This window comes from Musicola keenii, from assembly GCF_014855505.1.
Taxonomy (GTDB): domain Bacteria; phylum Pseudomonadota; class Gammaproteobacteria; order Enterobacterales; family Enterobacteriaceae; genus Musicola; species Musicola paradisiaca.
This window is the reverse complement of sequence record NZ_JAAWVW010000026.1, coordinates 1-16,780: the sequence shown is the minus strand read 5'-3', so window position 1 is coordinate 16,780 and position 16,780 is coordinate 1. Positions and strand designations below refer to the sequence as shown.

Below are 16,780 nucleotides of genomic sequence, written 5' to 3'. Positions count from 1 at the left end.
CTCCGGTTACATCGGGGGGACGGTGCCGTCTTTGCCGGCGGAAACCGCAAGAGCGACACGCTTGCCTTGGTCGTCCAGCCGGGAGAACAGCACGATGTGCGCGCCCGGTTTCAGCAGGCTGCGATCGCCTGGCGCGATCGTGACGATGGGGACGTCGTCCGGCACGATGACAGTCTTCTGGCCGCCGTTATAGGTCACGGTCAGGGTTCGGCCATTGCTGTTGACCAGTTTACCGACGGTGCCGTTGGTCATGGTGCCGCTTTTGCCGTCGGCGGATTCCCACGGCCGGAAACCTTCGCCGGTGCCGCGCAGGCTGGCGTCGAACACATGCACTTCCAACGCTTTCAGCGTTCCGTCCGGCTGGGGAATGGCTGCGGTGCCGATGAAACTGTCCGGTTTAATATCGCCAGGATTGGCTTTGGCGATGCTCATGACGCGGGTCTGGGCGGTCAGCATCGCGTCGATGTTCTGCCCTGTGCGGTCGGTCAGTTGTAGCTGGCTGTCGGTGACGGCAGTGATCGTGCCGCGTACCGGCGGTTGCGGTTTCGCGGGCGCATCGGCGGCGCTGGCCCATGTGCTGCATAGCAGCAGGGAGGAAAGTAATAAACGGGTAAAGCGAGGCGTTGTCATGGTGTTTTTCTCCTGGGCTGGACGTCGTTTTTTTCCCTGGTTGGCGTGTGTTTATCATGGTGAGGCGTTTGGGTCGTCAGGATGACGGTTTGATGACATTAATGTCATCAAGTCGCCGGCGCGAAGTTGTTATGATGGCGTCACCGGCAGTGGTGCCGTCAGGCGGCGGGAGTAGCGACGATGCGTATTCTGGTGGTGGAGGACGATGTCAGTACCGGCGATTACCTGAAAAAAGGGCTGACCGAAGCCGGATATACGGTCGATCTGGCGCGCAGCGGCACTGAAGGATTGTTCAACGCGCTGGAACATGGCTACGACGCCATCATTTTGGACGTCATGTTGCCGGGGTTGAGCGGCTGGCAGCTTATCGAAATGCTGCGTAAGAAAAGCGATGTGCCGGTACTGTTTCTGACCGCACGAGACCAGTTGCACGACCGTATCCGCGGGCTGGAACTGGGAGCCGACGACTATCTGATCAAACCTTTTTCGTTTACTGAATTGGTGTTGCGCATGCGTACCCTGCTGCGTCGCGGTGCAGTGCGCGAGGCGGATCACTACGCGGTGGCGGATTTGCGCCTGGATGTGCTGCGGCGCAAGGCCACGCGGCAGGAGGTGGTTATCCCTCTGACCAACAAGGAGTTTATGCTGTTGCATCTGCTGGTGCGGCGTGAGGGTGAAGTGCTCTCGCGCACCCTGATCGCCTCGCAGGTGTGGGACATGAATTTCGATAGCGACACCAATGTGGTGGATGTGGCGGTGAAACGTTTACGTGCCAAGATTGATAAACCTTTCGATATCAAACTGATCCATACCGTGCGCGGTATCGGCTATGTGTGCGAGCCGCGCACATGAACGGCTGGCTCCAGCGTTGGCGCGCTACCTCGCTGACGGTGCGTTGCAGCCTGTTGTTCGCACTGGTCGCTACACTGGTGGTGAGTCTGGTCGGCGGTTATCTGTATGGCGCGTTGCGCCATGACATGTACCGACGCAGCGATCTGCAAGTCACCGGGCGGGTGGAATACTACCGACACCTGCTGGGCCGGAATTTTACGTTGCCGGTGCTGGCCGGCAATACCGGTCTGTTTGAAAACATGCTGGGCAGCGAACAGGACGTGTTGCTGTTCGCGCTGCCGGGGCAAAAACCGCTGATTAACGTAAACCCGGCGCGTATCGTGTTGCCGCTGATGACACCGACGGCGGTGAATGCCGCATTGTCGGTCGACCAGGTTCGCAGTGGCGCAACGGAACAAGGCGTGCCGTTGCGCGCCGTGTCTGCGCTGGTACGGCTTGATGACGGACAGATACTGCAGATCGCCGCCGCCCATGTCATGGTCAACGAACAGAAGATGCTGGAACGTTACCTGTGGCGGGTGTTGAGTGCGGTGGCTGCGGCCTTCGCGTTGATCGGCGGGCTGGGCTATCTGGTGCTGCGGCGGGGGTTGAAACCGTTGTGGCGGATGACGGCGCAAGCCGCCGCAATTGCGCCGCATACCCTTTCCACCCGCGTCAGCGAGGCGGACGCGCCGCAGGAGGTGCGGCAACTGATTCGCGCCTTCAATGCCATGCTGGATCGCCTGACCGAGGGCTATCAACGCTTGACCCAGTTTTCCGCCGATTTGGCGCATGAGATCCGCACGCCCATCGGCGCGCTGATGGGGCACTGTCAGGTAGCGCTGTACCAGCCGCGCAACGTCGAGGAATACGAGATGCTACTGTCGGACAATATCGCCGAACTGGAGCGCATCTCACGCATGGTGGAGAACATCCTGTTTCTGGCGCGGGCCAGCCATGAACAACCGGTGTTGAACCTTGTGCGGCTTGATGTCGCCAGCGAGCTGCGGCGGGTGGCGGACTATTTCGACATGCTGGCGGAGGAACGCGGCATCACGCTGCACTGCGATGGACAGGTTGCGCTGACGGCAGACGCCTTGCTGTTCCAGCGAGCGTTGAGCAATCTGGTGGCGAATGCGGTGCGTTATGCGAGCGCGGACAGTCAGGTACGCTTGACGGTGGAAACCCTTCCCGGACGGGTGGTGGTGGCGGTGAGCAATCTGGCGCCGGTATTGCCGCAAGACCAGCTGGCGCGGTTGTTCGACCGTTTCTACCGGGGGGATGCCACCCGCAGCGCGGGCAGCGATTCCAGTGGTTTGGGGTTGTCGATCGTGCGGGCGATCATGACGTTGCACGGCGGCGAGGCCACGGCCCGTTGTGATCCGCTCGACGGGGAGATCGGCCGGATCGTATTCAGCCTGATCTTCCCCGACGAGCGGGGCGATCGCCTCGGCGCGCGGTGATCGAGATCGCGTCCGTCAGTTTGCGATCGTCCGGCCCAGATATCCCTCCCAGTCTTTCCAGACCGGCTGCAGGCCGGCGCGCGTCAAAACATCGGCCACCGCTTCCGGCCTGCGGTCGTCGTGCGGGGAGAACTGCTCCAATTCCGCATGGCCGTCGGCATAGCCGCCCGGCTGGGTTTTGGAGAAGGCGCTGACGTTGTTGATGGCGATCGGGATCATGTGGTCACGAAAATGGGGCGACTCCCGGGTCGAAAGCGACAGTTCTACATCGGGGGCCAGCAGGCGGAAGGCGCAGATCGTCTGCATCAGCTGGGCTTCGTCCATCAGTGAGGCGGGTTCGATGCCGCCGGCGCATGGGCGCAGACGCGGAAACGACAACGAGTAGCGACTTTGCCAATAGTGGTGTTGCAGATGGCGCAAGTGTTCCGCCACCATATAGCAGTCGGTGCGCCAGCTGTCGGACAGGCCGATCAATGCACCCAGCCCGATCTTGTCGATCCCGGCGCGTCCCAGTCGATCCGGGGTGTTCAGCCGCCAGGCGAAATCCTGCTTTTTCCCGCGCAGGTGGTGGCGGGCGTAAGTCGCCTGATGGTAGGTTTCCTGATATACCATCACCCCGTCCAACCCCAGCGTTTTCAGCTCCGCGTACTCTTCCTGCGCCAGCGGCTGCACTTCCATCATCAGCGCGCTGAAGTGCGGGCGAATCAGTGGAAATACGCGCCGGAAATAGTCCATCCCCACCTTACGTTGGTGCTCGCCCGTCACCAGCAGCAGGTGGTCGAACCCCAATGCCTTAATGGCGTAGCATTCCTGCAGAATTTCCTCGTCGTTCAAGGTTTTACGCTTGAGATGGTTGCTCATGGAGAAGCCGCAGTAGGTGCAGTCGTTGGCGCAGAGATTGGAGAGATAGAGCGGCACGTAAAAGCCGACGGTATTGCCGAAGCGCTGCCGGGTCAACTGTTGAGCGCGTTGGGCCAGCGGTTCTAAATAGTGACTGGCCGCCGGAGACAGCAGCGCCATGAAATCCTCCATGTCGGGGCGCTCGGCGTTCAGCGCCTGTTCGACGTCGGCGCGGGTTTTACCGTTGATGCGCAGCGTCAGGTCGTCCCAATCCAGCTGTTGCCAGCGTTGTTCAAACGAGTTATCCATCAGTTTGTCGCCTCCGTCGTCAGGAACCCGGTCAACGGGCTGGTGGCGCTGGCCTGCAACTGGCGTCGCCCCAGGCCGGACTGACGGGCGATCTCCCCGGCTTCCACCGCCAACCGGAAGGCGGTCGCCATCCGTACCGGATCCCGCGCCACCGCGATGGCGGTATTGACCAGCACCGCGTCGGCGCCCAGCTCCAGCGCTTCGGCGGCGTGGCTCGGCGCGCCGATACCGGCGTCCACCACCACCGGCACTTGCGCTTGTTCAATGATGATGCGCAGGAAGTCGCGGGTTTGCAGCCCGTGGTTGGAGCCGATGGGAGCGCCCAGCGGCATCACCGCCGCACAGCCGACGTCTTCCAGCCGTTTGCACAACACGGGATCAGCGCCGCAGTATGGCAGCACCACGAACCCGTCTTTCACCAGCCGTTCGGCGGCATTCAGCGTTTCGATCGGGTCGGGCAGCAGGTAGCGCATGTCCGGGTGGATTTCCAGCTTGATCCACGGCGTGCCGAGCGCTTCCCGCGCCAGACGAGCGGCAAACACTGCTTCGTCGGCGGTGCGGGCGCCGGAGGTGTTGGGCAATAACCGGACACCCAGTGCCTGCAGCGGCGCCAGAATTGCATCACTGCCGCCTTTCAGATCCACGCGCTTCATCGCCATGGTAACGAGCTGCGACCCGGAGGCCTGGATCGCCGCGCTCATCAATTCTGCGCTGGCGAATTTTCCGGTGCCGGTAAGCAACCGGGAGTTGAACAATGTATCTGCAATCTTCAGCATCTCATCCTCCTGCGATGGCCTGAAACAGCAAAATGTCGTCCCCGTCCTGCACCGGGTGTCGTTCCCAGGCGGCACGGGGAATGATGGTCTGGTTGATCGCCAACGCCGTACCGGGTTGGCGCCGGTTGAGGCGGTCGAGCAATTGGGCCACGGTGAGCGCGTCGTCCAGTTCGACGACATCGTCATTGATGCGAATCTTCATGCGTGGCCTCCGCACACGGCGCAGTCTGGGGCCGGGCTGAGTTGCAGCGTAGTCCACTGCTGTTGACGCGCATCGAACAGGCGTAGCTTGCCGTCCAGCGGCGAGGCGTGACCGCACAGCAGTCTGATAGCCTCCAGCGCCTGTAGCGTCCCCATCACACCGACCACCGGGCCCAGCACCCCGGCGGTACGGCAATTGCGCTGCGGTTCGGCGTCATCCGGGTAGAGGCAAGCGTAACAGCCGTGGCGATACGGCGGCGTCAGCACCAGCAACTGGCCGCTGAAGCCGACCGCGCTGGCGCTGACCAGCGGTTTGCCGGCGGCGATGCAGGCGGCGTTGACGGCGTGGCGGGTGGCCATGTTGTCGCTACAGTCGAGCACCAGATCGACATCGTCCACCGCATGACGCAGCGCATCGCCTTCCAGACGAACCGCCAGCGCTTCGACCCGGATTGACGGATTGAGCGCCGTCAGCTGTTGATGCGCCAGTTCCGCCTTGGCACGATCCAGATCCGCGGTGCGGTAGAGGATCTGACGCTGCAAATTGGAGATATGCAGCCGATCGTCGTCCGCCAGCCGCAGCATGCCGACGCCCGCTGCCGCCAGATAGAGCGCCGCCGGCGCGCCGAGCCCGCCCATGCCGACCAGCAGCACGCGGGCCTGCGCCAGCCGCTGTTGCCCCTCGGGGCCGACTTCTTCCAACAGCAATTGGCGGCTGTAGCGCATAAAATCATTATCGCTCAGCATGTTACGCCTCCCGGTTTTCTATCAGCGTCAGCAACGCGGCGGTGGCCTGACGCCAGTTCGGCGCCTGGGTGATGGCGCTGACCACCGCGATGCTGCCGACGCCGGTTGCCAGCACCGCCGGGGCCCGGTCAATGCTGATGCCGCCGATGGCGACGGTGGGGAAACGGTCATCCAGCGCATTAATGTGACGGGCCAGTTCATCCAGACCTTGCGGTGCGGATGGCATGTCCTTGGTTTGCGTCGGGAAAATATGCCCCAGCGCGATGTAGGACGGCTGGATCGCCACCGCGCGCGCCAGTTCGGCGTCATCATGGGTAGAAACACCCAGCCGCAACCCGGCTTGCCGGATCGCGGCCAGATCGGCGCTATCCAGATCCTCCTGGCCGAGGTGGACGCCGTAGGCCCGGTGTGTGATCGCCAGCCGCCAGTAGTCATTGATGAACAGCCGGGCCTGATGGCGGCGACCCAGTTCGACGGCCTGCATCACTGCCGGTTCGACCTGATCATCCGGGAGGTCTTTGATCCGCAACTGAATCGTGCGCACGCCGGCCTCAAGCAAACGCGCGATCCAGTCGACGCTATCCACGACCGGATAGAGCCCCAAGCGTTTTTCCGTGGCGGGAAACGCGGCGTTCATCGGTTTTCCTCCTGCGGCAGACTGGCGGCGGCGTGATAGAGTTCGCTGCCGCGGGCGCGGAATTCGGCGGACATCTGCGCCATACCGACGTCGATCGGCTGCGCCTGCGCTTCCTGCCGGGCGGCGTAGTCTCTGACTTCCTGGGTGATTTTCATCGAACAGAATTTCGGCCCGCACATTGAGCAGAAATGCGCGATTTTGCCGGACTCCTGCGGCAGGGTTTCGTCGTGGTAGGCGCGGGCGGTTTCCGGGTCGAGCGCCAGATTGAACTGGTCTTCCCAGCGAAACTCGAACCGCGCTTTGGACATGGCGTTATCGCGGATCTGCGCGCCGGGGTGGCCTTTCGCCAGATCGGCGGCATGAGCGGCGATCTTGTAGGTAATGAGCCCTTGCTTGACGTCGTTCTTGTTGGGCAGACCCAGATGTTCTTTCGGCGTGACGTAGCACAGCATGGCGCAGCCGAACCAGCCGATCATCGCCGCGCCGATGCCGGAGGTGAAGTGGTCGTAACCCGGCGCGATGTCGGTGGTGAGCGGGCCTAGGGTGTAGAACGGCGCTTCGTGGCAATGCTCCAGCTCCTCGGTCATATTGCGGCGGATCATCTGCATCGGTACGTGGCCGGGGCCTTCGATCATCACCTGTACGTCGTATTCCCAGGCGATGTTGGTCAGTTCGCCCAGCGTGTGCAGTTCGGCAAACTGGGCCTCGTCGTTGGCGTCTTGAATCGAGCCGGGGCGCAGGCCGTCGCCGAGCGACAGCGCGACGTCATAGGCGGCACAGATTTCGCAAATTTCGCGGAAATGCTGGTAGAGGAAGTTTTCCTGATGGTGGGACAGGCACCATTTGGCCATGATTGAGCCGCCGCGCGAGACGATGCCGGTCAGGCGTTTGGCAGTCATCGGCACGTAGCGCAGCAGTACGCCGGCATGGATGGTGAAATAGTCCACCCCCTGTTCTGCCTGTTCCAGCAGGGTGTCGCGGAAGATCTCCCAATTGAGGTTTTCCGCGATGCCGTTCACTTTTTCCAGCGCCTGATAGATGGGCACCGTGCCGATCGGCACCGGGCTGTTGCGCAGGATCCATTCGCGGGTTTCGTGGATGTAGCGGCCGGTGGACAGATCCATCACGGTGTCTGCGCCCCAGCGGGTCGACCACACCAGTTTTTCCACTTCTTCTTCAATGGAGGAGGAGACGGACGAGTTGCCGATGTTGGCGTTCACTTTGACCAAAAAATTACGGCCGATGATCATCGGCTCCGATTCCGGGTGATTGATGTTGGCCGGAATGATGGCGCGGCCGGCGGCCACTTCCTGACGCACAAATTCCGGGGTGATGTTCTCCGGCAGATGCGCGCCGAAACTGTGTCCGGGATGCTGTTGGCGCAGCACCTCGCCGCGAATGCGCTCACGCCCCATGTTTTCACGGATGGCGATGAACTCCATTTCCGGGGTGATGATGCCACGGCGGGCGTAGTGCAATTGGGTGACGCGCCGCCCGGCTTGGGCGCGCTTGGGCAACGGCAGGTGCTCAAAGCGCAAATGGTCGAGACCGGCGTCCGCCAGGCGCTGCTGGGTAAAGCGGGAACTGCGTTCGCGCAGCGGTTCGGTATCCTGCCGTTCGTCGATCCAGGCGGCGCGCGTTTTCGCCAGCCCTTGGCGAACGTCCAGCCGGGCGGCCGGGTCGCCGTAAGGGCCCGAGGTATCGTAAACCGGCACCGGTTCATTGGGTTCATACTGTGGATTGTCGCGGTTGCCGCCGACCAGCGTTGGGCTGAGCTGGATTTCGCGCATCGGCACTCGCAAGTCCGAACGCGAGCCTTCCAGATAGATGCGTTGCGAATTGGGAAAAGCGGTACCTTGCAGCGAGTCGATAAATTGCTGGGCTGCTTCACGCTGCGCGCGGCGTCCGGGGTTGGTTTGCTCGGCGGCGGGTTTCTGTTCTGTAGACATAGCAAATTCCTTAACGGTGTAGGGAAAGGTTGCTTGTCTGGAGCTCGGAGGGAGTAATGGCTGGATGTGAACCGATTGAAGCAGGCTGCATCAACAGGTTCTGGCAGTGAGATTACTCTTGTTCCCTTCGCAGGTTTTAACCTGATCAGGTTCCGCGGATCCCGAATTAACGGTCTCAGCCCGCCTGCGTTTTTACAGGCTGGGCACTCCGACAAGATTTCTGGCTGCGCCTGATACATCACTTTCAGGGGCGCAGCCTCACCCCGCTTCGGGGGTGGTAGCCCCACACTTTATGCCGTGTTCCAACGGCTGTCAAAAGCCAAATCATGAGGCCGTGTTACGGCGGGGCCAATCGTTTGCGTCGTCGCTGCATTCAGGGAAAGCGCATTGCCAAGGCTGCGCACGCGCCGGATAATGCGCCCAGAGCCGTCACATGCCGTCCGGCGACAAAAAAGAGGCGATAGAAATATGGAACTGACGCTGAAAGGGGATGAGTCCGGCTGGTGGGTGGTCTGCCACCGACAGCAAGTTTGGCAACCCCAGGGAGAACTGCCGTATGGGCGTGCGGCGCAGTGGCATCTGCAACAGCGCGCAGCGCGACAGATCGGTGAATGGCAGGGCGAGACGGTATGGCTGGTGCAGCACGAGATGGCGCAGGATATGGGATCGGTGCGTCAGTTGCTGAGCCATGACCCCGCGCTGTTTCAACTGGCCGGCCGTGCGGTTCAACTGGAGGAGTTTTATCGTTCACACCGTTTTTGCGGTTATTGCGGCCATGACATGGTGCACAGCACGACCGAACTGGCCTGCCTCTGCCCGCATTGCCGGGAACGCTACTATCCGCAGATTGCGCCTTGCGTTATCGTTGCCATCCGCCATGAAGAGAAAATCCTGCTGGCTCAGCATTTGCGTCATCGCGGCAATATGTACACCGCACTGGCCGGCTTCGTCGAAGTCGGCGAAACGCTGGAGCAGGCGGTTGCCAGAGAAGTCATGGAGGAGAGCAATGTGCGTATTAAGAATCTGCGCTATGTCTGCTCACAGCCTTGGCCGTTTCCACATTCGCTGATGATGGCGTATACGGCGGAGTATGCCGGTGGCGAACTGCGGCACGACCCTTCGGAACTGCGCGACGCCGCCTGGTTTCGTTATGATCGCCTGCCTGAGTTGCCGCCGCCCGGCACGGTTGCCCGCCGCCTGATCGAAGATACCGTGGTGCTGTGCCGCGAAGCGGATAGTTAAGCGGCGTGTTAACCCGAGATAACGAACGATGCCTGTCTGCAGGCCTACAAGGAAAAAACATGACTGACCTGAAAAATGATCGCTATCTGCGAGCTTTATTGCGCCAGCCAGTGGATGTAACCCCGGTATGGATGATGCGTCAGGCCGGGCGCTATTTGCCGGAGTATCGCGCGACGCGCGCGCAGGCGGGCGATTTTATGTCTCTCTGCCGCAATGCGGAACTGGCCTGCGAAGTCACCTTGCAGCCGTTGCGTCGTTACCATCTTGATGCCGCCATTCTGTTCTCGGATATCCTCACGGTGCCCGATGCCATGGGGTTGGGGCTCTATTTTGAAGCCGGCGAGGGGCCGCGTTTCTCCTCTCCCGTGACGTCACATGCCGATGTGGTGAAGTTGCCGATCCCCGATCCGGAACTGGAACTGGGGTATGTCATGAATGCCGTGCGGACTATTCGGCGGAATCTGGCGGGTGCCGTGCCGCTGATCGGTTTTTCCGGCAGCCCTTGGACGCTGGCGACCTACATGGTGGAAGGCGGTAGCAGTAAAGCATTCACTGTGATTAAGAAGATGATGTTTACCGCGCCGGAAACGCTGCATCTGCTGCTGGATAAGCTGGCGGACAGCGTCACGCTGTATCTGAATGCGCAAATTCGCGCCGGCGCCCAGTCCGTGATGATTTTTGATACCTGGGGCGGTGCGTTGAGCGGTGCTGATTACCGTGAATTCTCACTGCATTACATGCACAAGATTGTCGATGGTTTGCTGCGCGAAAACGAAGGGCGTCGCGTGCCGGTCACGCTGTTTACCAAGGGCGGCGGCCAGTGGCTGGAGGCGATGGCGGATACCGGCTGTGATGCGCTGGGGCTGGACTGGAGCACCGATATCGCCGACGCACGCCGGCGCGTCGGCGATCGGGTGGCGTTGCAGGGCAATATGGATCCCTCGCTGCTGTATGCGCAGCCGGCCCGTATCGAGCAGGAAGTCGCATCGATTCTGGCGGGATACGGCGCCGGCGACGGCCATGTGTTCAATCTGGGGCATGGTATCCATCAGGACGTGCCACCAGAGCACGCCGGCGTGTTTGTCGAGGCGGTGCACCGGTTGTCCGCACCGTATCATCAGAGAAAAACTGATGGATATTAATGCATTACGTGAGGAGCAGATCGACAAGGCATCCCAGGTGGTTCGTCATGACGATATGCCGTTCGAGCAACCTGCTTTTATTGCCGGCGCGGATGTGGGATTCGAGCAGGGCGGCGACGTCACGCGCGCAGCGTTGGTGGTGTTGGCTTACCCTTCGCTGGAGCTGGTGGAGTACCGGGTTGCGCGTATTCCCACCGTTATGCCTTATATCCCCGGTTTTTTGTCGTTCCGCGAGTCGCCCGCGTTGCTGGCGGCTTGGGACATGCTGAGCCATCGTCCCGAATTGCTGTTTGTGGATGGGCACGGCGTGTCCCATCCCCGTCGTCTTGGCGTTGCCTGCCATTTCGGCCTGTTGGTGAATGTGCCGACCATCGGCGTGGCGAAGAAACGGCTTTGCGGACAGGTCGCGCCGCTGGCGGCAGAGGTGGGTAGCCAACAACCGCTGATGGATCGGAACGAACAGATAGGCTGGGTGTGGCGTAGCAAGGCGCGTTGCAATCCGCTGTTTGTTTCCACTGGGCACCGTGTAGCAATAGATAGCGCGTTGCTGTGGGTGATGCGTTGCATGCGCGGGTATCGTCTGCCGGAGCCGACACGCTGGGCCGATGCGGTAGCATCCAACCGTCCGGCGTTTCAGCGCTGGCAACGTCAGCATCGGCTGTAGGATAATGCCGCGCGGAAAACTTTAGGAATTCGGGCATATGGCAGTGTCGCCGTTTTTTATTACACTGCGGCCATCATTTATCGGGAACAATCATGTTACGTAACCCCATTCATTTACGTCTGGAGAAACTGGCAAGCTGGCAGCATGTCACCTTCATGGCCTGTCTTTGTGAGCGTATGTACCCCAATTATCATGCGTTTTGCCAGGAAACCGGTTTTTTTGATGCGCAGCTTTACCGGAGGATTCTGGATCTGGTGTGGGAGACGCTGGTAGTCAAAGATGCCAGGGTGAACTTCGATAACCAGCTTGAAAAATTGGAAGAGGCGATCCCCTCTGCGGATGATTACGATATTTATGGCGTGTACCCGGCGATTGACGCATGTATTGCGTTGAGCGAATTACTGCACTCGCAGTTGAGCGGTGAAACGTTAGCGCATGCGATAGCGATCAGCGAGGCGTCTATTCGTACCGTCGCCATGCTGGAAATGACTCAAGCCGGTCGTGAAATGACCGATGATGAACTGAAGGTTTTACCTGCCATTGAAGAAGAATGGGATATCCAGTGGGAGATTTTCCGCCTGCTGGCAGGCTGCGAGGAGCGGGACATTGAGCTGATAAAGGGACTGCGCGCCGACCTGCGTGAAGCAGGAATCAGCAACATTGGGATAAATTTGTATCAATAGCGCGATAAAACGTGATTTAAGGCCTGAAATGGCGGGTCTAAAGGCTTCACACCGCACCCTGTCTGGTCTACATTTGGGGGGCGTAATAAAAGTGGCTGTCGGTGCGTGTATGCAGGAGGGTGCTACTACACTCTAAATACTTCGAATTGCAGGAAGGCCAACGCGCCTGCTGCTCTAAGTATGATGGGAGATGGCATATCCGTCGCACTCGATGCTTAGCAAGCGATAAACACACTGTAAGGATAACTTATGAATAAGACTCAACTGATTGATGTAATTGCTGACAAGGCTGACCTTTCCAAGACCCAGGCTAAAGCTGCGCTGGAAGCAACGTTGGCGGCAATTACTGAGTCGCTGAAAGAAGGTGATGCAGTACAATTAGTTGGTTTTGGCACGTTTAAAGTCAATCATCGTAACGAGCGCACTGGCCGCAACCCGCAGACGGGCAAAGAAATCAAAATCGCTGCCGCTAACGTGCCTGCCTTCGTTGCTGGTAAAGCACTGAAAGACGCCGTTAAATAAGCGCATGTCGAAAACAGGTTTAAGCAGAGGGGCGTTTTCGCCCCTTTTGCTTTTTCTCAGGCGGAGTCTGTTCGCGTCGGCGATAGCGTTGGCGACCGCCTGTAGCAGCCATTCTCCGCCGCCGGCGTTGTATGCGGGTGGTTATCTTGCTGATCGCGGTGTGGTGCGGTTATGGCGCATGGATGACGAGCAACAGCACACGACGACCTTGATGACGGTATTCAGTCCGCTTCAGGGGCAGGATACCCAGATTACCCGTTATCAGTTCCAGCAGGGCGTCCTGCGGGATGTTCAGCAGCGTCATGGAGCATCTGCAAGTCAGGATCAGGTCATGCTGCGTTTTGATCAGGACGGTGCGGTAAATTTTATGCAGCGTCAACTGCCTGATCGGCGGGAATCGTTGTCGGAAGATGAGATCGCGCTGTATCAGTTTGATGCCCGGCGCATGCTGGAAATGAGTGACGTCATGCGTGCAGGGAATGTGCGTTTACTGCAAGGCGTGTGGCAGGAAGGTCGTGTCGTCGCTTGCGACGGGAAGGTACTTAAACCGGTATTGGACGGTTCATCGTTGGCCTGGATCCGGCAGCGTCAGCAGAATGCGCATGGCCCTGTCAGCATTGCCTGGCTGGTATCCAACGCGGGTACGCAATTGCTGCTGGTGGCGAATGCTGATTTTTGTCGTTGGGAGCCGACAGCGGAGACGCTGTAACGATGATTCCCGCGACGATGCGCGGGAATGGTTGCGCTGGGTGAGAACTGAGGCCCACCCGCTAGCTGTTGTCAGGCTTTTTCCCGGTCGATAGCGCGGTAGCCAATATCGGTTCGACAGAAGCTGCCTTGCCACTTGATGGGGTTTGCCAGTTCATAAGCGCGTTGTTGCGCTTGCGCCACACTGTTACCGAGTGCAGTCACGCACAGTACACGTCCACCATTGGTCACGACATCGTCGCCGTTCAGTCTGGTGCCGGCGTGGAACACTTTACCGTCTACCATATCTTGTGTCGGCAGCCCAGAGATCACATCACCGGTACGATATTCAGCCGGATACCCTCCAGCGGCCAACACAATGCCAAGGGACGGGCGTTCATCCCAATCAGAGGTTTTTTCGTCCAGTTTACCGTCGCAGGCCGCCAGACAGAGTTCAACCAGATCGGAACGTAGGCGCAACATGATGGGCTGGGTTTCCGGATCGCCAAAGCGGCAGTTAAATTCAATCACCTTGGGCTGCCCTTCCGCCGAGATCATCAATCCGGCGTAGAGAAAACCGGTATAGATGTTGCCTTCGGATGCCATGCCGCGCACGGTCGGCCAAATGATTTGCTCCATGACGCGCTGGTGGATGTCATCAGTAACGACGGGGGCTGGCGAGTAGGCTCCCATACCGCCGGTATTCGGGCCGGTATCGTTGTCGCCGACGCGCTTGTGATCCTGACTGGTTGCCATCGGCAGGACGTGCTCGCCATCCACCATCACGATAAAGCTGGCTTCTTCGCCATCCAAAAACTCTTCCACTACGATACGGTGCCCGGCATCACCGAATGCGTTGCCCGCCAGCATATCAGTCGCGGCGTTTTCCGCTTCTTCCAGCGTCATAGCGACAATAACGCCTTTACCTGCGGCGAGTCCGTCGGCCTTGATGACGATGGGTGCCCCTTTGCGGCGGATATAGGCCAGAGCAGGTTCTATTTCAGTGAAATTCTGGTATTCCGCAGTGGGAATCTGATGCCGGGCCAGAAAATCTTTGGTGAAGGCTTTGGAACCTTCTAACTGTGCGGCTGCCTGTGTTGGGCCAAAAATTTTAAGTCCTGCTGCACGAAATGCATCGACGACGCCTATCACCAACGGTGCTTCCGGGCCGACAATAGTCAGGCCGATGTCGTTCTGGAGCGCAAAATTCAGCAACGCAGGAATATCGGTGGCCGGAATATGAATGTTTTCCAGCGCAGGTTCCAACGCCGTACCGGCATTGCCCGGCGCAACGTAGACTTTATCAGCCAGAGGTGACTGGGCTGCTTTCCAGGCAAGCGCGTGTTCACGCCCACCGTTACCAATAATCAAAATATTCATCAAAGTAGCCCTGGATTAATGACGGAAATGGCGCATGTCGGTGAATAGCATGGCAATGCCGTGTTCGTTAGCGGCGGCGATGACTTCATCATCGCGGATGGAACCACCGGGTTGAATAACACAAGTGATGCCGACTGCCGCAGCAGCGTCGATGCCGTCACGGAATGGGAAGAAAGCATCGGATGCCATAACGGAGCCTTTGACTTCCAATCCTTCGTCACCGGCCTTGATGCCGGCGATCTTAGCGGAATAGACTCGACTCATCTGGCCTGCGCCGATACCGATGGTCATGTTGTCGCGGGCATAAACGATGGCGTTGGATTTGACGAATTTCGCCACTTTCCAGCAGAAGAGCGCGTCACGCAGCTCTGCCGCTGTCGGTTGACGCTCGGTGACTACTTGCAGTTGGGCTGTATCCACCATACCCAGATCGCGCTCCTGAACCAACAAGCCACCGTTGACGCGCTTGAAATCCAAGCCGGAAACACGCTGTTGCCACTGGCCGCAAGTCAATACACGTACATTCTGTTTGGCTGATGTCGCTTTCAGTGCTGCTTCGCTGGCGGACGGCGCGATGATCACTTCTACAAACTGGCGGCTGATGATGGCGTTGGCCGTGTCTTCGTCGAGTTCGCGGTTGAACGCGATGATGCCGCCAAACGCAGAGGTTGGGTCGGTTTTGTAAGCACGCTCGTAAGCATCCAAAATGGATGAGCCGATGGCTACGCCGCAAGGATTGGCGTGTTTGACAATGACGCAAGCGGGTTCGGCGAATTCTTTAACACACTCCAATGCGGCGTCAGTATCGGCAATGTTGTTGTATGACAATGCCTTGCCCTGGTGCTGGTTGGCTGTGGCAACCGAGGCTTCGGCGAGCGCTTCTTCTATATAGAATGCGGCCTGCTGGTGGCTGTTCTCGCCATAACGCATATCCTGCTTTTTAATAAAGTTCAGGTTTAAGGTCCGCGGGAAACGTCCGGAAGGCTGGGTGGTATCACCATGATAAGGCGGTACTTTACTACCAAAATAGTTGGCAATCATGCTGTCGTAAGCGGCGGTATGCTCAAATGCCTTAATCGCCAGATTGAAGCGGGTTTCGTAAGTCAGAGACCCTTCATTAGCATCGATTTCCGCAATAATGGCTGTATAGTCGCTGCTTTTTACGACTATAGCGACATCATTATGGTTCTTGGCTGCAGAGCGAACCATGGTCGGGCCGCCGATATCAATGTTTTCCACGGCATCTTCCAGCGTGCAATTTTCTTTAGCCACGGTTTGGGCGAATGGATATAGGTTTACCACTACTATATCGATCGGTTTGATATCGTGCTGTGCCATGACGTTGTCGTCTTTTCCACGGCGGCCCAAAATACCACCGTGTACTTTGGGATGTAGTGTCTTGACTCGTCCATCCATCATTTCCGGGAATCCGGTGTAATCTGAAACCTCAGTAACTGGCAATCCGGCATCTGCCAATAGATGAGCGGTACCGCCGGTGGAAAGCAGTTCGACGCCTCTCTGCGACAGCGCCTGGGCGAATTCAACAATACCTGCTTTATCAGAAACACTGAGCAAAGCACGACGGATAGGACGACGTTGTTGCATGATGGTTTGATCCCTTGACTAGGTTCTTGCTTAAAAGCGCGTTATATGAATATTGCCTTTGATAAACAAAACGATGGTTGATAAAGCAGCATTCAGGTAACGACTGGCGCGGTATTGCCCGCTTTATTTCGGGGTGAGATTGTAGCGAAAACGTTTGCGTGGCGCTCGAGAAATTTCAAAAAATGGAACTGATGTGGATAACTCTGTGGGCAATCAGGTATAAGTGGTGCTTTTGCTGTGGAATTCAGCGAACGGTCATTTTTCTGAAAAATACCGGTTGCGGCCTGCGGGGAAGTCCCTATAATGCGCTTCCACTGAGACGGCAACGGCGTAACGCCAGCGCGGTACGGGACGGAGAAAGCGAAAAAAGTCGTTGACTCCAAATGAGGAAAGCGTAGTATACGCCACCTCGCGACAGCAGGCTGTAAGCCGGTCGCACTGCTCTTTAACAATTAATCAGACAATCTGTGTG

The 16,780-nt window shown here is 58.7% G+C and carries 17 protein-coding genes and 1 riboswitch; of the genes, 8 read left to right on the top strand and 9 right to left on the bottom strand.

Features of this window, described 5'->3' with window-relative positions; genetic code table 11:
- Positions 1–6: 6 nt before the first annotated feature.
- Positions 7–630, bottom strand: coding sequence for a hypothetical protein (locus HEP82_RS18285; protein ID WP_192459379.1), 624 nt, complete (start codon positions 628–630; stop codon positions 7–9).
- 180 nt (positions 631–810) lie between these two features.
- On the opposite strand from HEP82_RS18285, the gene HEP82_RS18280 reads away from it, so the two are divergent.
- The gene (locus HEP82_RS18280) at positions 811–1,482 is read left to right on the top strand and encodes a heavy metal response regulator transcription factor (RefSeq protein ID WP_192459378.1); all 672 of its coding nucleotides are present in this window, start codon (positions 811–813) and stop codon (positions 1,480–1,482) included.
- Positions 1,479–2,924, top strand: coding sequence for a heavy metal sensor histidine kinase (locus tag HEP82_RS18275; RefSeq protein WP_192459377.1), 1,446 nt, complete (start codon positions 1,479–1,481; stop codon positions 2,922–2,924). Before HEP82_RS18280 ends, HEP82_RS18275 begins: the two co-directional genes overlap by 4 nt.
- Positions 2,925–2,939: 15 nt before the next feature.
- On the opposite strand, the gene thiH is transcribed toward HEP82_RS18275, so the two are convergent.
- Genes thiH through thiC form a run of 6 tightly spaced genes read right to left on the bottom strand, consistent with a single transcriptional unit; the run spans position 2,940 to position 8,383 of the window.
- Positions 2,940–4,073, bottom strand: coding sequence for a 2-iminoacetate synthase ThiH (gene thiH, locus HEP82_RS18270; protein ID WP_192459376.1), 1,134 nt, complete (start codon positions 4,071–4,073; stop codon positions 2,940–2,942).
- The gene (locus HEP82_RS18265) at positions 4,073–4,849 is read right to left on the bottom strand and encodes a thiazole synthase (protein WP_192459375.1); all 777 of its coding nucleotides are present in this window, start codon (positions 4,847–4,849) and stop codon (positions 4,073–4,075) included. Before HEP82_RS18265 ends, thiH begins: the two co-directional genes overlap by 1 nt.
- A 1-nt stretch (position 4,850) precedes the next feature.
- On the bottom strand, positions 4,851–5,051 hold the full coding sequence (gene thiS / locus HEP82_RS18260; protein WP_192459374.1) for a sulfur carrier protein ThiS: 201 nt from the start codon (positions 5,049–5,051) through the stop codon (positions 4,851–4,853).
- A complete protein-coding gene (locus tag HEP82_RS18255; protein WP_192459373.1) occupies positions 5,048–5,797 on the bottom strand; it encodes a HesA/MoeB/ThiF family protein in 750 nt (249 codons plus the stop codon). The genes thiS and HEP82_RS18255 overlap by 4 nt, the downstream gene beginning before the upstream one ends.
- A 1-nt stretch (position 5,798) precedes the next feature.
- On the bottom strand, positions 5,799–6,434 hold the full coding sequence (thiE, locus tag HEP82_RS18250; protein ID WP_192459372.1) for a thiamine phosphate synthase: 636 nt from the start codon (positions 6,432–6,434) through the stop codon (positions 5,799–5,801).
- Entirely contained in the window at positions 6,431–8,383 is a 1,953-nt protein-coding gene (gene thiC / locus HEP82_RS18245; RefSeq protein ID WP_225622555.1) for a phosphomethylpyrimidine synthase ThiC, read from the bottom strand. Before thiC ends, thiE begins: the two co-directional genes overlap by 4 nt.
- Positions 8,384–8,488: 105 nt before the next feature.
- A riboswitch (TPP riboswitch) is annotated at positions 8,489–8,604 on the bottom strand.
- 247 nt (positions 8,605–8,851) lie between these two features.
- Between thiC and nudC the strand changes: the two genes are divergently transcribed.
- From nudC to HEP82_RS18215, 6 genes are all read left to right on the top strand, one after another.
- Complete coding sequence (gene nudC, locus HEP82_RS18240) at positions 8,852–9,625, top strand: NAD(+) diphosphatase (protein WP_192459371.1); 774 nt, start codon at positions 8,852–8,854, stop codon at positions 9,623–9,625.
- 59 nt (positions 9,626–9,684) lie between these two features.
- Positions 9,685–10,767: a uroporphyrinogen decarboxylase gene (hemE, locus tag HEP82_RS18235; RefSeq protein WP_192459370.1), complete on the top strand. Its 1,083-nt coding sequence runs from the start codon at positions 9,685–9,687 to the stop codon at positions 10,765–10,767.
- Complete coding sequence (nfi, locus tag HEP82_RS18230) at positions 10,757–11,431, top strand: deoxyribonuclease V (protein WP_192459369.1); 675 nt, start codon at positions 10,757–10,759, stop codon at positions 11,429–11,431. The genes hemE and nfi overlap by 11 nt, the downstream gene beginning before the upstream one ends.
- 92 nt (positions 11,432–11,523) lie before the next feature.
- On the top strand, positions 11,524–12,114 hold the full coding sequence (locus tag HEP82_RS18225; RefSeq protein ID WP_192459368.1) for a YjaG family protein: 591 nt from the start codon (positions 11,524–11,526) through the stop codon (positions 12,112–12,114).
- A gap of 249 nt (positions 12,115–12,363) precedes the next feature.
- Positions 12,364–12,636 (top strand): nucleoid-associated protein HU-alpha, encoded by a 273-nt coding sequence (gene hupA / locus HEP82_RS18220; protein ID WP_015855361.1) that lies wholly within the window; start codon positions 12,364–12,366, stop codon positions 12,634–12,636.
- A gap of 4 nt (positions 12,637–12,640) precedes the next feature.
- Positions 12,641–13,345, top strand: a complete 705-nt coding sequence (locus HEP82_RS18215) for a DUF1481 domain-containing protein (RefSeq protein WP_192459367.1) — start codon at positions 12,641–12,643, stop codon at positions 13,343–13,345.
- Between the two features lie 71 nt (positions 13,346–13,416).
- Here HEP82_RS18215 and purD read toward each other — a convergent pair whose 3' ends face one another.
- Positions 13,417–14,703 carry a phosphoribosylamine--glycine ligase gene (gene purD, locus HEP82_RS18210; protein WP_192459366.1) on the bottom strand — a complete coding sequence of 429 codons (1,287 nt, stop codon included), beginning with the start codon at positions 14,701–14,703 and terminating at the stop codon, positions 13,417–13,419.
- A gap of 15 nt (positions 14,704–14,718) precedes the next feature.
- Complete coding sequence (gene purH, locus HEP82_RS18205) at positions 14,719–16,308, bottom strand: bifunctional phosphoribosylaminoimidazolecarboxamide formyltransferase/IMP cyclohydrolase (RefSeq protein WP_192459365.1); 1,590 nt, start codon at positions 16,306–16,308, stop codon at positions 14,719–14,721.
- Between the last annotated feature and the right edge of the window lie 472 nt (positions 16,309–16,780).

What these genes read in the sequence shown, in the direction of transcription:
- nfi (WP_192459369.1), top strand. Translation starts at nt 10,757, where the DNA reads ATGGATATTAATGCATTACGTGAGGAGCAGATCGACAAGGCATCCCAG.
- thiS (WP_192459374.1), bottom strand. Translation starts at nt 5,051, where the DNA reads ATGAAGATTCGCATCAATGACGATGTCGTCGAACTGGACGACGCGCTC.
- thiE (WP_192459372.1), bottom strand. Translation starts at nt 6,434, where the DNA reads ATGAACGCCGCGTTTCCCGCCACGGAAAAACGCTTGGGGCTCTATCCG.
- HEP82_RS18280 (WP_192459378.1), top strand. Translation starts at nt 811, where the DNA reads ATGCGTATTCTGGTGGTGGAGGACGATGTCAGTACCGGCGATTACCTG.
- hupA (WP_015855361.1), top strand. Translation starts at nt 12,364, where the DNA reads ATGAATAAGACTCAACTGATTGATGTAATTGCTGACAAGGCTGACCTT.
- HEP82_RS18225 (WP_192459368.1), top strand. Translation starts at nt 11,524, where the DNA reads ATGTTACGTAACCCCATTCATTTACGTCTGGAGAAACTGGCAAGCTGG.
- HEP82_RS18285 (WP_192459379.1), bottom strand. Translation starts at nt 630, where the DNA reads ATGACAACGCCTCGCTTTACCCGTTTATTACTTTCCTCCCTGCTGCTA.
- nudC (WP_192459371.1), top strand. Translation starts at nt 8,852, where the DNA reads ATGGAACTGACGCTGAAAGGGGATGAGTCCGGCTGGTGGGTGGTCTGC.
- thiC (WP_225622555.1), bottom strand. Translation starts at nt 8,383, where the DNA reads ATGTCTACAGAACAGAAACCCGCCGCCGAGCAAACCAACCCCGGACGC.
- HEP82_RS18255 (WP_192459373.1), bottom strand. Translation starts at nt 5,797, where the DNA reads ATGCTGAGCGATAATGATTTTATGCGCTACAGCCGCCAATTGCTGTTG.
- HEP82_RS18265 (WP_192459375.1), bottom strand. Translation starts at nt 4,849, where the DNA reads ATGCTGAAGATTGCAGATACATTGTTCAACTCCCGGTTGCTTACCGGC.
- hemE (WP_192459370.1), top strand. Translation starts at nt 9,685, where the DNA reads ATGACTGACCTGAAAAATGATCGCTATCTGCGAGCTTTATTGCGCCAG.
- thiH (WP_192459376.1), bottom strand. Translation starts at nt 4,073, where the DNA reads ATGGATAACTCGTTTGAACAACGCTGGCAACAGCTGGATTGGGACGAC.
- purD (WP_192459366.1), bottom strand. Translation starts at nt 14,703, where the DNA reads ATGAATATTTTGATTATTGGTAACGGTGGGCGTGAACACGCGCTTGCC.
- HEP82_RS18215 (WP_192459367.1), top strand. Translation starts at nt 12,641, where the DNA reads ATGTCGAAAACAGGTTTAAGCAGAGGGGCGTTTTCGCCCCTTTTGCTT.
- HEP82_RS18275 (WP_192459377.1), top strand. Translation starts at nt 1,479, where the DNA reads ATGAACGGCTGGCTCCAGCGTTGGCGCGCTACCTCGCTGACGGTGCGT.
- purH (WP_192459365.1), bottom strand. Translation starts at nt 16,308, where the DNA reads ATGCAACAACGTCGTCCTATCCGTCGTGCTTTGCTCAGTGTTTCTGAT.